This is a genomic window from Bacillus cereus group sp. BfR-BA-01383 (genome assembly GCF_022663495.1).
In the GTDB taxonomy this organism is placed as follows: domain Bacteria; phylum Bacillota; class Bacilli; order Bacillales; family Bacillaceae_G; genus Bacillus_A; species Bacillus_A cereus_AU.
In genome coordinates this window covers 16,294-30,911 of the sequence record NZ_JAKUFP010000003.1, presented here as the reverse complement: position 1 = coordinate 30,911, position 14,618 = coordinate 16,294, and the positions used below count along the sequence as shown (strand labels likewise).

Below are 14,618 nucleotides of genomic sequence, written 5' to 3'. Positions count from 1 at the left end.
GGACAATATTAAATTTAGCAATACTACTATTGAAGACAGTAAAGTATCCCATAAGACTCCTCGATATAAAGGAAATATCATTAAAAAAATGAAACCACCTATCCCCTAAAGAATATAGGAAACAGATGGTTTAAATGTTTTATTAGAACGTAGTACTTTCTTTTTTATAATATTCTTTTGAAATCTCTTCATAAAACGCTGCCGATGTCGAGTAGAAATAAGGTGCTAACCATAAGAAACCGATTCCTATAGTAAGAATACTTAAAACGAACCAGCCAAGGAAGCTTAAGCATAGTAAAAAGTAATCCATTTTATGTCCATTCATCATACGGCGACTTTCCGTAATTGCTTGATTTGCTGTGTATTCTGGATGATCATTCAAAATAAAATACGTCATAGAATAAGAAAGTGATTTAATAATACCCGGGATAATAAGAAGTAATGTCCATAGAATCAAGTATACATACATTAGTAAATATGTTAAAAATGCCTTCATAAACTTACTTCCATCGCTAAACCATCTAAACATATGACCAATACGAGCATTAGTCCCACGAATTACATTTAAAACAAGATAATAGGCCCCTACTGTTAACGGACCGATAATAAGCATTACAATAATACTTACTGTAAGCGAAGCACTTGCTTCTTCCCATCCCCAAAGTATCGAGAAAACACCTGTCGTTAAAAGCTCAACAGCTCCAATAAGGATTCCAAGTAAGAAGGTTGCCCCTACCGCGAATCCCCACTTACCTTTTAATGCATCAAGTGCTTCTCTTTTCAACTGACTTATCATATATAACCTCCTAAAAATATTTCTACATTATTATACCATTTATATCAAAAATTCCACAAAATTCCCTGAAATAGAAGCATACTACCTTTTTTTACAAGTATTGATAAATGCGTGCTGTATTTGTACTAACATATAGATGAAACCAAGAAAAAACTAGTCTAAATGTAAACCACTCATTTTTCTATAACAAAAAAGCCTGCCTTTTATAATAGGCAAGCCTTTTCAAATTAATCCTCACTTATTCTCTTCTTATACCAATCTTCCATTCTCTCCGCATCTTCTACTCTCGTATGCTCTAATTTATACTCCGATGACGCACTAGAAAACTTATACGTACATAAATTTGCGCGGCGCTGGAAATATGATTGTGTTTTTTCAATTGATTGGACGTGCCTTCTTCTTACAAGTCCTGTATGTTTTCCAATACTACGATGTACAATTGTAATTTGCTCTCCATTTACACTGTAACCATTTGTTTTAAAAGTTGCGTATCCAAGTGTAAAGATGAGGATTGCGAGCGGTAATAATGCCCACATGATAAAATACTTTTCAAAGTATATGCTTGTTCCCGTAAGCGGGATTGCTAGCATTGCGAAGAATATGAAACTATCAATGAGATAGCGGCGTAATGCTGCTTTTGGTAATGAAATAATGTTTGTATTCAGTTCATATGGCAATTGTAAATGAGTGAGTAACTGTTGCACACGATCTTTTCGAATAATCGGATGTAGTGTAACTTTTTCCTCTTTTCCCTCACTTTGAATGACTTCTACTTGCACAGCACAGTAACCGAGCGGTTGGCGTAAAATGCCTTCTTTTATTGTAATACCTTGAATACGATGTAACTTTAGTACGAGTTCTTTTTTCTCAAGTAATCCTTGCGAAATGCGTACTTCATCATTTCTTCGATTCACTGTGAAATCCCCATGTTTTAACGCATAACCGATTGTAGATATAATCCAAGAAACGACTAGTAAAATAGCTACCATGTAAATCCAGCCATATATGTCGTGGTCCATTACATAAGATTCTACGCTATTTTTGATCCATTTCGGAATGTACTCGTCCACTTGGTTATAAACGAAAAATATTAAAGAGAATAATAATCCAAACTGACCAGATGTAATAGACGCTAATAAAATTTCTTTCCAAGTTAACTTGTATTCTGTCGCTTGTTTTTCCTCTGTAATGATTTCTTTTTCTACTGCATGTTCTGCTACTTCGTCTAACGCTTCTTCTGCTTTTACTTCTGGAGTCGGCTCATTTAGTAAGGTAATAAGCTCCGTCGCTTCATCTGCCGTAATACCAGCTAAGCTCACTTCTGCATCATCGCCTCCACCAGCTGTTTCGATTTGAATTTTCTTTAAACCGAGCATTTGATATAGCACGTTAGAACTTGTATTAATTGTTTGGACACGTTCTTTATTTAAGTAGCTCTCCTTTTTCACAAAGAGCCCTTGTTTAACATGTAATACGTTATTTTCGACCCAATATGTTGTGTAATACCATTTTTCAAATGCTGAAAAGATGGTAAGTAAACCGAATCCAACGGGAATTAAATACCAAAAAGGAAATTTCCCGTTTAAGCTAAACATGAAAATAATTAATGGTATAAAATCTGTTATTTTTAATTCTAATAACATCGTGATGGGATGCTGCCTCTTATACATCCTCATCACTCACTTTCGCTAATTCTGCGATTTTCGTTTTTAACATTTCTGCTTCATACATCGTTAAGCCGGGAATACTATGAGAAGTTGCTGCTGTTGAAATATGTAATTCTGCTAGTCCATGTTTTCTCATAATTGGCCCTTGTTCAATCGTTACGTGCTGTACACGAATCATCGGTACTAATACACGTTTTACGACGAAAAGACCGTGCTGAATTTCAAGCTCTTCTTCATTTAATTGATAGCTATAATAACGTTGACGCAATTTCGGAAACGTAAAGTAATCAAACGGCGTATATGCAATTGTTAATCCGATGAGCACATAAAAAATCCAAGCCCACCAATTAAACTTAATCATAAAGAAAAGATATGCCAAAATGACTATAATACTTATTCCTAGTTCAATTAAGGAACGCGTTTTCCACACCTTGACCATGTCAGGGTGAATTTCATTTTTCAATGGCTCCATGTAACCACTCCAAACCTAGTAATATAATATATGAATACTCTCAAACTATATTTTACATATTTTTACACAAAATTGAAATTTTATTATTTATCCACTTTTTTCTCAGGAATAAATATCCGAACCAAAGTAGCCAAACTAAACTAATTAACGCTAGCCAGCTCTTATCACCTTGAAAAGCATCTATAGCACTTGGGATTCTATAAACTCCTACAAATCCAAGAAAACCGAGCCACCAGTTTTTTGCATTTTCATTTTTACTCCCTCTTCATTACGTTTTTCACATTTTGAATCCAAATTTCTTTATACTTTAAATCGAATCCTATTAATATGTAATTACTCATGTTATCAATAACAAGCGCTAACGTATGAGCATTCTCCTCCGTTGCATCTTGTGACACAACGTCAAGTTCCACACCTTTCTTCAATAAATCGTGGAATCCATTTAAAAACTCCTCTTGTATTTCAAATAAACGTTTCTGATATTTTTCATTTCGCGTCGCACTTACGATGAATTCATTTATAACGCGTAATATACCTTCTTGGCCTTTATACTCAGACAACATTTGTAAGCCATCTGCGATCAACTTTTCTGCAAAGTTTTCTTCCGTATATTGGTCTTTATCGAAGTAACTCACAAATTGATACCCAGAAAAAATCTCCTCAAATAAAAAGTCTACTAACGCTTCTTTAGAAGAGAAATGATAATAAATGGCAGGTTTTGATATGCCTACTTCTTTCGCAATCATGGAAAGACTCATCTTCTCAATGCCGTGCTCTGCCATTAGTTTAAATGATGCCTCTACAATGTGCTGTGATGTTTGTAAATTTTTTGTCATACTGTACCTCTTTTATTTTTACTTACCGGTCGGTAAGTAAATTGTAAAATGAAACAGAATGATTTGCAAGTTAATCAGCTTTTGGAAAGGAAATTTTTGATGAATCTAGAAAAGTAAAAACAACATATAACAATAAGGAGGACATTCATATGGGATATGGTGGTAGCGGCGGTGAAGATGGACAGGCTGGTAAGAGTGGATTTCCATTCATCATTGTACTCTTTATCGTATTGATTATAGTTGGAGCTAGCTATAGCGGACTTGGCTTCTAAGAAAAGATTAAGCAGTTCTCAACTTAGCCGGGCACACAAAATAGAAAGCCCTAGTTATATGTAACAGCTAGTGCTTTCTATTTTGTGTGTTTCATCTATATTTATAACTCGAAATCATTATTGATCATCCACAATAATATATGCTGTTCTGATTGGCCCATGCACACCTACAACAAGGTTCATTTCAATATCTGCGCTATTTGACGGACCAGAAACGAAGTTCACACAAGCCGGCAGGTTTTCTCCCGCTTTATTTTGATCATGAATCAGTTTTGTAGCTTGGGTTAATCTTGGTACGATCGTACTTTTAGGAACGATTGCAATGTACGACTCCGGAAGCAAACTAACATGCCTTCCTTTTAACCCGTCATTAAATAGCACAACGGTTCCTGATTCTGCCAAAGTCATATCACTGAACGTAATGCCAAGGTCAGCAGCTTTCGCAAACGCTATGTCCTCTTCTTTATGATCTAATCCCCATATACGAAATTGTGTTGTACCTTCATTTTTGAAACATGGAGTAAGACCATACTCATTAAAGCGCTCATCATTCGCATACATAGCAGATTTGATATTCCAATCTTTTATAAAAGACCCCAATGTTTCAACAAGATTTTCCTTTGTTGTTCGCTTCACTTCTGTATGAATTACTTCGCAGTGTTCTATTAACTTTAATACAAGTTCGTCTTGCGAAAGTCCGTCAAAAACATTCCACTGCGGGGAAACAGACCATGTCGGTTTTTTCACTGCTTCTGGACGTTTCCTACCAAGCTTTTCTGATAATTGGAGTAAAAATTCCTCACGATTTTGGATGTCCATCATTGTTCTCCTTTTCGTGTTTTTTAAACCACTCTCGAAACGGTTGTTTTTTCGGAACTGGAAAATCTCTCGCATCCGTCCAATCTTTTAACGGCCCAATGCCGCGCTCGATTTTATCTCCTTTTGCAAGAGGTCTTAATGCATACGGAGCGCTCTTCGCTGCAAAAGAAAATAATCTAGAACTATTCACCACTTTTTCAAAGCCTTTCATAGCCACGTCCCAAGCTACAGGTGAGTATTTTTCTTGTACAATGCGGCTCCGATGTTTAATTAATAAGTCGTGTAACGGGATTTTCACTGGGCACGCTTCTGTACAAGCACCACACAGGCTAGACGCATAAGGTAAATCCTTATATTCATCATATCCCCCTAAAAGCGGTGTCAACACAGCTCCAATTGGCCCTGGATAAATAGAGCCATATGCATGTCCACCAATATGCCTGTATACAGGACACACGTTAATGCATGCTGCGCAACGAATGCACTGAAGGACACTTTGGAATTCTGTTCCTACAATATCAGAACGGCCATTATCAACAATGACTAAATGAAATTCCTCAGGTCCATCTGTCCCGCCCGGCTCAGTTAACCCTGTAATATAACTTGTTAACTTTTGTCCTACAGAACTTCGGCATAAAAGTGTTACTAAAACATCAAGCTCTTCCCATGTCGGAACGATACGTTCCATCCCCATAACTGTAATTAACGTTTTCGGAAGTGTCGTCGTAAGTCTTGCATTTCCTTCATTTGCTACGATAGAAATTGAACCAGACTCTGCAACAGCAAAGTTACATCCAGTCACCCCTATATCCGCTGCAAAAAAATCATCACGTAAATATGCTCTTACAAACCTCGCCATTTCCGTAGGATCAGATGTTCCAGTGTAATTTAACTTTGTTTTAAATATTTCACAAATATGTTCTTTATCTTTGTGAAGACACGGAACAACAATATGTGACGGAGGATCGTGGTCGTTTACTTGTAAAATAAATTCCGCAAGATCTGTTTCTAACACTTCCGCTCCAGCTTCTTCAATCGCTTCATTTAAACTAATCTCTTCCGTTACCATCGATTTTGATTTCACAATTTTTTTCGCATTTTTCTTTTTTACAATCTCTTTTACATATTCCCTTGCATCTTCTGCAGTCTTTGCAAAATAAACAAAGCCACCGTTTTTCTCAATATTTTCACTCAGCTCATATAAATAATAATCAAGGTTTTCTAATGTATGCTTTCGAATTTCTTCTCCTAAAGCTCGCCATTCCTCCCAATTCCCAAGACTCTCAGTAGCTTTTAATTTCTTGACTCTAAGACCATCTTGCGCTTTCCTGACAGCCTTTCGCATAAATTGATCCCCAATGCCTGTTTCAGTGCGCTTATGAAAGGGATCGTTCCCAATTTTCATTCCCATCTCTATATCCACCTCTTATTTTCGATCTTCATTTAATACTTGAGCAATATGTTTTACATCAATTGGATAACCATTACGCGTTAAACGTCCTTTTATATTCATTAAGCAACTACAATCCATCCCAATTAACACTTCCGCACCAGTTTCCATAATATGCTTTACTTTTTCATCAACCATTTGTTCAGAGATTTCAGGCATTTTCACTGAGAATGTCCCCCCAAATCCACAGCAATCATAATTATGCGGCAGTGAAACAACTTCCAATCCCTTTACACATTTTAATAATTTTTGCGGTGGTTCCTTAATCCCCATTAATCTGCTCATATGACAAGATGTATGAACCGTTGCTTTTTTATGAAACTCCGCACCTAAGTCTTCTTTCCCTAATACTTCAACAAGAAATTGTGTGAATTCATATGTTTTATTTGCAAGTTCAGTAGCTTTTTTCTTCCACTCCGCTTCACTTTCAGAAAATAAACCGGAAAACTCGTGAACCATCATAGCGCAAGATCCCGACGGCGCCACAACATATTCTGAACTAGCAAAGGCTTCAATCATATGTTTTGCAGCTGTTTTTGTTTCTTTAACATACCCGCTATTATAAGCAGGTTGTCCGCAGCAAGTTTGAGTTTTTGGAAAATCAACTTCACAACCTAAATCTTCAAGAATTTCTACAACATCTCTTCCTACTTCTGGATAAAAAACATCTGCAACACAAGTAATAAATATTGATACTTTCATATTTTGCACCCCTAAATACAGTAAAGTAAGCTCAAGTAACTTTATAACCAAATCTACTTTATCTGTATATTATTGGTAAAAAAGTGAAACTTTAATCAGTGGAGGTTTTACCGCCCACAAATAGCTGGATAAAATAAAAAATATGAATAGAAATACAAATAAAAAAAGGCACCCTAAATGTGATAATTTAGAATGCCTTCTTTTTATAAAACAAATTAATTTTTAGTAAGCAATCGCATACGATAACAATTCATCGTCACTTCTCCAAGCCTTTGCAATAATTGATAATTTGCGTACGCGCCGACCGGGGCACCGATGATCGGGACGAGCTGAAGCATCTTCGCTAAATCGATATAGTCTCTGTACTCTGTTTGGAACTTTTCCCAGTCCATATGATTTTCTTCTTCTGTATCCCACGTTTCAATTGCTTTCCATACTTCTTTTCGGTGGTCGTCACTTGAAAAAGCGAGTTGGAAAACGTGAAGAATAAAGAGGCGTTCTTCTTTGTCGCTCGTATCAAACCCGTACAATGTTGCTGCATCGAATAAAAACTTTATTTTAATGGTGAGTAAAAGCGGAAAATCGGCAAGACCGAGAAGAATTCCGCCTGCTCCCGTTCCAGCTCCTTCTGCTGCAGCTATTTTTTTGTACTCATCCATTTTTTTACGGACTTCATCGTCACGTCTTTGCAGTGACCAGTTCGTCTCTTTTAATTTCGGCTTTATAAAATTTGATCCGGCACTAATCGTTTGCACCATCATCCGAATCGTTTCTGTTAACACTTTTTGTACTTTCGCCGGAATGAGCTGTTGTACTTTCGTCTGCACTTTTTTTGAGAACCGTGTCATCATAGAAGAATCTTTCATGAATGTAGCTTTCCACTGCTCCAATTCTTTTATAACCTTTTCTTCATATGTAATCATAGGTTCATTCCTTTCAGTTTAAACGCTCAATGCGTTTCGCACTGTATTGATACACGAAACCAATACTAAATAATATGCTTACGACAAATAAAATACCGGTCATTATGAAATCTTTCGTCGCAAGTGCAAATAAAATTGTAAATACAATGCTGCCGATAATAAGAATCGCATTTAATAAAGTAAGAAAATCTTCCTTCTTCTCGTCTTCCCCTACTGGATACAAATCAAGCCAAATTTTCATGCGGTGATGTTTCCAAAGGGTTAATAGCTGATAACCGATTAAGTATAAGAAGATAAGGCTTACGATAAATCGCCCATATAAAAATGGAATAAAGTAAAGAATGACTCCTCCAAGAGCGAGTAAGCGCACATATAATCCAAAATAGTTGCCAGATCTTAAGAACGTTCTCGTATATAAGTATAAATATGTACGTTTTTCACCGATCATCGAAAGAATGAAATCAAGCCATTTTCTACGGGATACTCGCTCTTTTAATGCTGGTACATCAACGAACATATTCGCAATGCGGTACAGCAGCATCATTTTTTTACCTTCTTCAGAAATTAAATACTCCCAGTTCAGCGGCTTTCCCTTCACCATTTGATGCAGGATAGTAAGGTATAACACCATGAGCAGAACGATTCCGCCAATGAAAAGAACGGAAGTACGTTCTACAAGGAAGTACACAAATAAGCCATTTAAGATAAAACGAATGAACCAATCGGCTCTTTGTACATTTTGATCTGTTAAAAATGACTTTTCCCACGCTACAAATAAATTCCACGCTTTTACAATGACAAACGCGATTACAAGCCATATATAAGCTGCTCCCGTTTGTTTCATTTGTTGGAAGTATAACGGGGCAAGGGCTGCTGCTACGATTGCGATTATGTATAACTGAATCATAAACGTAAAGAGAAATGCCTTTGTAAAGTAAGGCTTTAACTTTTCTTCAACTGGTAGTAAATAAACGAGGTCTGCTTCTTTCAATAACGTTTGAGTGGATCCAGCCGTTAAAACCAGTCCAATTAATAGTGCCATCACAAGCGCAGTTGGAAACGAAGGTGTTAACGTTTGTAACCATTGCTGGTAATAATACGCTCCTGCACCGATGATGAACACGAAAATAAACTTCAAATGATCATTAAATACGTATTTACTATATGTACGAACTTCTTTTAGAAAGTGCCGAAATCGTTCTTTCCATAATGCTGTGCTATTCATAATCTTCTTCCTTCGTTAACGCAATGTAAATATCATCTAACGTTGCACCTGGCATATTAAATTCGGATTGCAGTTCCGATAATGTTCCCATCGCTCTTACTTCACCTTGATGTAAAATAATGAACGAATCACAATAACGCTCTGCCGTCGCTAAAATATGTGTACTCATTAAAATACCTGCGCCGCTCTTTTTCATTTGATCCATCATTTGAAGAAGTGATTGAATCGCTAACGGATCAAGCCCGACGAAAGGTTCGTCCACTATATAAAGAGATGGTTCCACTAAAAACGCACTCATAATCATTACTTTTTGCTTCATCCCTTTTGAGAAATGAGACGGAAACCATTTCAAACGATTTTTCATGCGAAACTCTTGTAGTAGTTGTCCTACACGTTCTTCATATTGCTTTTCATCCACGCCGTACGCCATCGCTGTTAACTTCAAATGCTCTTCTAACGTTAACTCATCATATAATACCGGTGTTTCTGGAATGAAGGAGAAACTAGAACGATACGCTGTCATATCATCACGAATTGTTTTCCCATTAATTGTGACAGTTCCTTTTTTCGGTTCCATTAAACCGATAATATGTTTAATCGTCGTACTTTTACCAGCTCCATTTAAACCGATTAAGCCGACAAGTTCGCCTTTATTAACAGAGAACGAAACATCTTTCAGTACAGGGCGTTTCGTATATCCTCCTGTAACATTTTCTACACGTAATAACTCGCTCATACGACACCACTTTCTTCATTTATATTCATTCTATATTCATCTTACCAAAAATTGCACTATCCTACATAGTTTCGATGTCCTCAAAAAAAATTTAAATTCCTTCGTATATATTTTTACGAAAGCGGACATCATAATTAGTGAAGAAGGAACACATTGAAAAAGCAACCACCAATTGATGAGTATAACAACATAGTGAAGTCATCATGAAATGGGGTGTCCATGTTGGACAAAGAAATTTACACATAACCAGATTATTTGTTTCATTTTAGAAACGGGGTGTCTCCGAAAGAGCATATACTGTTTTATAAATAAACAATTTCCTTAAAAAAAGATTGCAATTCATTTCACTTGAAAATGGGGTGTCTACGGCAGAAACTTTAGCCGATTTACCGTGCATTTCTTAAATAAATGAGGTGTCTGCGAACCGTAAATTACAATAATGCTTTTTCAATCCATCTTCAGAAAACAGGAAGCTGAGTCAGCTTCCTGTTTTTCGTGTTTGTTCTCTTATGTAATTATGGTAAAATACGGCTAAGGCTATTTGAAAGGATGAGATCGATGAATCATACAGCAGATAATTGTATTTTTTGTAAAATTATTGACGGGCAAATCCCTTGTTCAAAAGTATACGAAGATGAACATGTACTTGCATTTTTAGATATTAGTCAAGTAACAAAAGGACATACTCTTGTTATTCCAAAAGTTCACAAACAAGACATTTTTGAGTTAACGCCAGAAATCGCATCACACATTTTTTCTGTCGTTCCGAAAATCACAAACGCAATTAAAGCAGAGTTTAATCCAGTTGGCTTTAACGTACTTAACAATAACGGTGAAAAAGCTGGACAAACTGTGTTCCACTTCCACCTTCATTTAATTCCACGCTACGGTGAAAACGATGGTTTCGGTGCTGTTTGGAAATCACACCAAAATGAATACACTATGGAAACTTTACAAAATATCGCAGGCACAATTGCAAATAGTGTGAAATAGTGACACTATAAGAAGACGTAATACATAACAAGTCGATTCCCCAAAATGATTAAACATTAGCATGACTTGTTTTTTCACTTAAAATGCTGGGGTATGATTTTCTGTGCATCGCACATACAAGAAATATATGCATACTTTTGTACATCATGAATACGAACGAAAAATAAGGAGGTCTCCTTTTATGTCAAAAGCTAAATCCTTTATCACAGGTGTCATTTGCGGCGGAGCAGTTGCTGGACTAGCCGTTCTTTTCTCAACTCCTTCTTCTGGTAAAGATATGCGCGGTAAGCTGAAAGAAAAAGGAACTGATATTAAAAAGACTTTAGCTGATATTACAGCTGATACAAAGTTATTAAAGCGTCAAATCGTTGAAACTGCTTCCGAAGGTAAAGAAGTATTTCAAGAACTAAAAGACGATATGCAAGACACGCTTTCTAACTGGAAACAAGATATTTCTCAAAACAAGCGCCATATCGAGAAAGAAATTTTGGACATTCAAAAATCAATTGAAAAACTACAAGAAGCTGTTCCAGAAAAAGCGTAAACAGATTCCTGCTTAGTTTTTTGCATATAACAAATATTTTTTAGATAAATTGACCTTAACACGGCATATCACATTGATATGCCGTGTTTTTATGCATTTACAATATATGTTATCACCTAACATGTATGGACAACACATGTATTCACGACTCATAAAACGCTTCCATAGTTATGCATGATTTGTATAGAATGTCATTTTTCCGAAAAATTTTCACAATTCTCACAAAAAGACTTTATTAATTTTTATTTTACTGGCATAATAGATAGTAATGAAAAAGAATGTTAAAGTGGGTGAGTAAATGAAAAGTGGAGAAAAAGATTACTCGGTAAAAGAAGCGATGATTTTCAGCCAACGCATTGCTCAATTATCGAAAGCGTTATGGAAATGCGTAGAGAAAGATTGGCAACAGTGGATTAAACCTTACGATTTAAACATTAATGAGCACCACATTTTATCAATCGCTTATCATTTAAAAGGGGCTTCTATTTCTGAGATTGCTAAGTTTGGAGTTATGCACGTATCAACGGCGTTTAACTTCTCTAAAAAGCTCGAAGAACGCGGCTATCTTATATTCTCGAAAAAAGAAGATGATAAACGAAATACGTACATTGAAATTACAGATAAAGGGGAAGAATTACTACTTCGCTTAATGGAGGAGTATGATCCTGAAAATAATTCTGTGTTTAATGGGGCTCTTGCACTTCGTAATTTTTATGGGAAGTTCCCAGAAAATATCGAACTGATTGCAATCCTGCGTAATATTTACGGACAAGACTTCATCGATATTTTTGAGAAATCGTTAGAAAGTATTGAGGAGAACTTTACGGAATCCGATCAAAAGTTAGTTAAGAAATAATCTATTTATTTATTTTTTCGTAATCATACTTAAGAATTCATTCATAAGTGGCTTAAATAAACCTTGTTTTGCTAGCGCTTCCGCAGTTTCGTGTACTTCGAGCTGATGTGGAAGCGCTTTTTCAAATTGATCTAACAGCGCATCGAACAATAAAAGCCCTTCTGCTTTCTCCACTACGTACTGTTCGTTCAGTATTTCACAAATTTTTAGTATACGTTCAATATCTTTTTTACGAGCTTTTTTCTTTATGATCAAAGAATAAAATGGACACTTTTCTTCATCAATCATTTTAAATAGTAGGTCTACGTAGTATTCAGCCTGTTCTAATCTTCTAACAACGTCCATTTTCTCCCTCACTTTCTAACACAAAGTCTTCTATTTCTGAATTTTGTAACACGAACAAAATATCGTGTGATACAATATATATATGTATTTTAGCCAAAAGGAGGTCTCGCCTCATGACACTTATAACAGTTGTTTTTGTCGCATTCGCACTTCTTGTTATATTTTACACGAATTTCATGACACATACACTGTGTGAACGAAAACAAATAGCTGCGAGCCGCCAACCCGGTGTCTTTCGGGTTATTAATGTATGTATAACAATTTTATTAATTTCTAGTTATATAGAAATTATATTTCATGGAAAGTGAGGAAGGAAAGCCCCTTCCTCATTTTTTTCCTCTATAAGCAAATTATACCTACTATAACCAATAAAATAAACAGTACAACTAATAAAATAAGTTGAGAATTCATCCCCATCCCCTCCTCTATTCTGTATATGCGACATGCGCCCAATATGGCACACTTTCAAAATCTGACACGAACTGGTTAAAATTTCTTTATCAATAGGAAAACGAGTCGAAATATGATATATTAAATTTTGTACATATTGCTTATACTATGAAATAAATGACACGCATCTTAACTTTATCCTCAGCCTCGGTAAGCCCTGTTAAGTGCGCTTTACCAGTATAAAAAGCAAAAGTATCAGTGAGACTTAATCGGGCTCTTATGAACTAAAGTTCATCAGTGTAGGATAAATTAAAAATACATAATAGTAGGAGTGTTTATTGAATGAAGAAAGCTATGCTTGCCTTAGCCGCAACAAGTGTAATCGCCTTATCAGCATGTGGAACATCATCATCCGACAAAATTGTTACATCTAAAGCTGGTGACATTACAAAAGAAGAGTTCTACACTCAAATGAAGCAAACAGCTGGTAAACAAGTACTAAATAACATGGTTATGGAAAAAGTACTTATTAACAACTACAAAGTTGAAGACAAAGAAGTAGACAAAAAGTTCGATGAAATGAAAAAACAATACGGTGATCAATTCGATACACTATTAAAACAACAAGGTATTAAAGAAGAAACTATAAAAAATGGCGTTCGCGCTTCATTAGCTCAAGAAAAAGCGATTGAAAAAACAATCACTGATAAAGAACTAAAAGAAAACTATAAACCTGAAATTAAAGCAAGCCATATTCTTGTAAAAGATGAAGCGACTGCGAAAAAGGTTAAAGAAGAACTTGGACAAGGTAAATCTTTCGAAGAGTTAGCGAAACAATACTCTGAAGATACTGGTTCAAAAGAAAAAGGCGGAGATCTTGGCTACTTTACTCCTGGTAAAATGGTTAAAGAATTCGAAGATGCTGCTTACAAGCTGAAAAAAGATGAAGTAAGCGAACCTGTAAAATCACAATTCGGTTACCACATCATTAAAGTAACAGACATTAAAGAACAAAAACCATTTGATGAAGTAAAAGGCGACATCAAAAAAGATCTAGTTCAGAAGAAAATGCAAGATGCTCAATTCATGAACGATCTTATGATGAAAGAGATCAAAAAAGCTGACGTAAAAGTTGACGATAAAGATTTGAAAGATCTTTTCGAAGAACCTAAAGCTGACAATAAAAAAGAAGAAAAGAAATAATGAAAAGATTGGGCTTAGCCCGATCTTTTTTGTTTTATAGTACATTTATCTGGCAAAAGCCTAATTGGTGCGGGCTAGTGTCAGTTTAAAATACAATCATCGCCATACTCTATCCCTTTAGGTATTATCTATAAGGATGTTGTTATAAAATACTGGATTGTAGCATACTTTTAATCAAACTTTATTTCAAAGATACAGCTAATATTTAGTTGTATCTTCCCCACTGATTACAGCATCATTTCATTTCTGTCTATCGATAAATTAATATAACTCTCTCCCTTACTCCATTCAACACAAAAAAACCTCGATTCGCGCAGCACGGAACCAAGGTTTATCTCATCATTATTGATTAAATTCAAAAACTATGTTAAATTAGTACAGAAACACGT

Annotated in this window: 18 protein-coding genes; 6 read left to right on the top strand and 12 right to left on the bottom strand. The window is 35.6% G+C overall.

What is annotated here, in order from left to right; genetic code table 11:
* Positions 1 to 142: 142 nt before the first annotated feature.
* From MR065_RS04045 to MR065_RS04030, 4 genes are all read right to left on the bottom strand, one after another.
* Positions 143 to 796, bottom strand: coding sequence for a DUF975 family protein (locus MR065_RS04045; RefSeq protein WP_242212596.1), 654 nt, complete (start codon positions 794 to 796; stop codon positions 143 to 145).
* Positions 797 to 1,023: 227 nt separating this feature from the next.
* A complete protein-coding gene (locus MR065_RS04040) occupies positions 1,024 to 2,466 on the bottom strand; it encodes a PH domain-containing protein (RefSeq protein WP_242212595.1) in 1,443 nt (480 codons plus the stop codon).
* On the bottom strand, positions 2,459 to 2,935 hold the full coding sequence (locus tag MR065_RS04035; RefSeq protein WP_242212594.1) for a PH domain-containing protein: 477 nt from the start codon (positions 2,933 to 2,935) through the stop codon (positions 2,459 to 2,461). Before MR065_RS04035 ends, MR065_RS04040 begins: the two co-directional genes overlap by 8 nt.
* Before the next feature lie 254 nt (positions 2,936 to 3,189).
* Positions 3,190 to 3,771 (bottom strand): TetR/AcrR family transcriptional regulator, encoded by a 582-nt coding sequence (locus MR065_RS04030; protein WP_242212593.1) that lies wholly within the window; start codon positions 3,769 to 3,771, stop codon positions 3,190 to 3,192.
* Positions 3,772 to 3,920: 149 nt separating this feature from the next.
* Between MR065_RS04030 and MR065_RS04025 the strand changes: the two genes are divergently transcribed.
* Positions 3,921 to 4,043 carry a YjcZ family sporulation protein gene (locus MR065_RS04025; protein ID WP_242212592.1) on the top strand — a complete coding sequence of 41 codons (123 nt, stop codon included), beginning with the start codon at positions 3,921 to 3,923 and terminating at the stop codon, positions 4,041 to 4,043.
* A gap of 117 nt (positions 4,044 to 4,160) precedes the next feature.
* Here the strand turns inward: MR065_RS04025 and MR065_RS04020 are convergent, their stop codons facing one another.
* The 6 genes from MR065_RS04020 to ecsA all read right to left on the bottom strand — a co-directional run bounded on the left by MR065_RS04020 (position 4,161) and on the right by ecsA (position 9,898).
* A complete protein-coding gene (locus tag MR065_RS04020) occupies positions 4,161 to 4,862 on the bottom strand; it encodes a LutC/YkgG family protein (protein ID WP_242212591.1) in 702 nt (233 codons plus the stop codon).
* Positions 4,843 to 6,273 (bottom strand): LutB/LldF family L-lactate oxidation iron-sulfur protein, encoded by a 1,431-nt coding sequence (locus MR065_RS04015; protein WP_242212590.1) that lies wholly within the window; start codon positions 6,271 to 6,273, stop codon positions 4,843 to 4,845. Before MR065_RS04015 ends, MR065_RS04020 begins: the two co-directional genes overlap by 20 nt.
* Positions 6,274 to 6,288: 15 nt before the next feature.
* Positions 6,289 to 7,014 (bottom strand): (Fe-S)-binding protein, encoded by a 726-nt coding sequence (locus MR065_RS04010; RefSeq protein ID WP_242212589.1) that lies wholly within the window; start codon positions 7,012 to 7,014, stop codon positions 6,289 to 6,291.
* 215 nt (positions 7,015 to 7,229) lie between these two features.
* On the bottom strand, positions 7,230 to 7,937 hold the full coding sequence (ecsC, locus tag MR065_RS04005) for an ecs operon protein EcsC (protein ID WP_097904099.1): 708 nt from the start codon (positions 7,935 to 7,937) through the stop codon (positions 7,230 to 7,232).
* Between the two features lie 13 nt (positions 7,938 to 7,950).
* Positions 7,951 to 9,162: an ABC transporter permease EcsB gene (gene ecsB / locus MR065_RS04000; RefSeq protein WP_242212588.1), complete on the bottom strand. Its 1,212-nt coding sequence runs from the start codon at positions 9,160 to 9,162 to the stop codon at positions 7,951 to 7,953.
* Positions 9,155 to 9,898 carry an ABC transporter ATP-binding protein EcsA gene (gene ecsA / locus MR065_RS03995; RefSeq protein WP_097904097.1) on the bottom strand — a complete coding sequence of 248 codons (744 nt, stop codon included), beginning with the start codon at positions 9,896 to 9,898 and terminating at the stop codon, positions 9,155 to 9,157. The genes ecsB and ecsA overlap by 8 nt, the downstream gene beginning before the upstream one ends.
* Positions 9,899 to 10,456: 558 nt before the next feature.
* Here ecsA and MR065_RS03990 point away from each other — a divergent pair.
* The 3 genes from MR065_RS03990 (at position 10,457) to MR065_RS03980 (ending at position 12,291) form a co-directional block, all read left to right on the top strand.
* Positions 10,457 to 10,891 (top strand): HIT family protein, encoded by a 435-nt coding sequence (locus MR065_RS03990; RefSeq protein WP_242212587.1) that lies wholly within the window; start codon positions 10,457 to 10,459, stop codon positions 10,889 to 10,891.
* Between the two features lie 181 nt (positions 10,892 to 11,072).
* Complete coding sequence (locus tag MR065_RS03985; RefSeq protein ID WP_071711168.1) at positions 11,073 to 11,435, top strand: YtxH domain-containing protein; 363 nt, start codon at positions 11,073 to 11,075, stop codon at positions 11,433 to 11,435.
* 298 nt (positions 11,436 to 11,733) lie between these two features.
* Entirely contained in the window at positions 11,734 to 12,291 is a 558-nt protein-coding gene (locus MR065_RS03980; RefSeq protein ID WP_242212586.1) for an HTH-type transcriptional regulator Hpr, read from the top strand.
* Positions 12,292 to 12,300: 9 nt separating this feature from the next.
* Here the strand turns inward: MR065_RS03980 and MR065_RS03975 are convergent, their stop codons facing one another.
* Complete coding sequence (locus tag MR065_RS03975) at positions 12,301 to 12,636, bottom strand: DUF1878 family protein (protein ID WP_242212585.1); 336 nt, start codon at positions 12,634 to 12,636, stop codon at positions 12,301 to 12,303.
* 113 nt (positions 12,637 to 12,749) lie between these two features.
* On the opposite strand from MR065_RS03975, the gene MR065_RS03970 reads away from it, so the two are divergent.
* Complete coding sequence (locus MR065_RS03970; protein ID WP_000172690.1) at positions 12,750 to 12,944, top strand: hypothetical protein; 195 nt, start codon at positions 12,750 to 12,752, stop codon at positions 12,942 to 12,944.
* A 31-nt stretch (positions 12,945 to 12,975) separates the two neighbouring features.
* Here the strand turns inward: MR065_RS03970 and MR065_RS27565 are convergent, their stop codons facing one another.
* Entirely contained in the window at positions 12,976 to 13,089 is a 114-nt protein-coding gene (locus MR065_RS27565) for a YjcZ family sporulation protein (RefSeq protein WP_313895149.1), read from the bottom strand.
* A 279-nt stretch (positions 13,090 to 13,368) separates the two neighbouring features.
* Between MR065_RS27565 and prsA the strand changes: the two genes are divergently transcribed.
* Positions 13,369 to 14,229 carry a peptidylprolyl isomerase PrsA gene (gene prsA / locus MR065_RS03960; protein ID WP_242212584.1) on the top strand — a complete coding sequence of 287 codons (861 nt, stop codon included), beginning with the start codon at positions 13,369 to 13,371 and terminating at the stop codon, positions 14,227 to 14,229.
* The last annotated feature ends 389 nt before the right edge of the window (positions 14,230 to 14,618 follow it).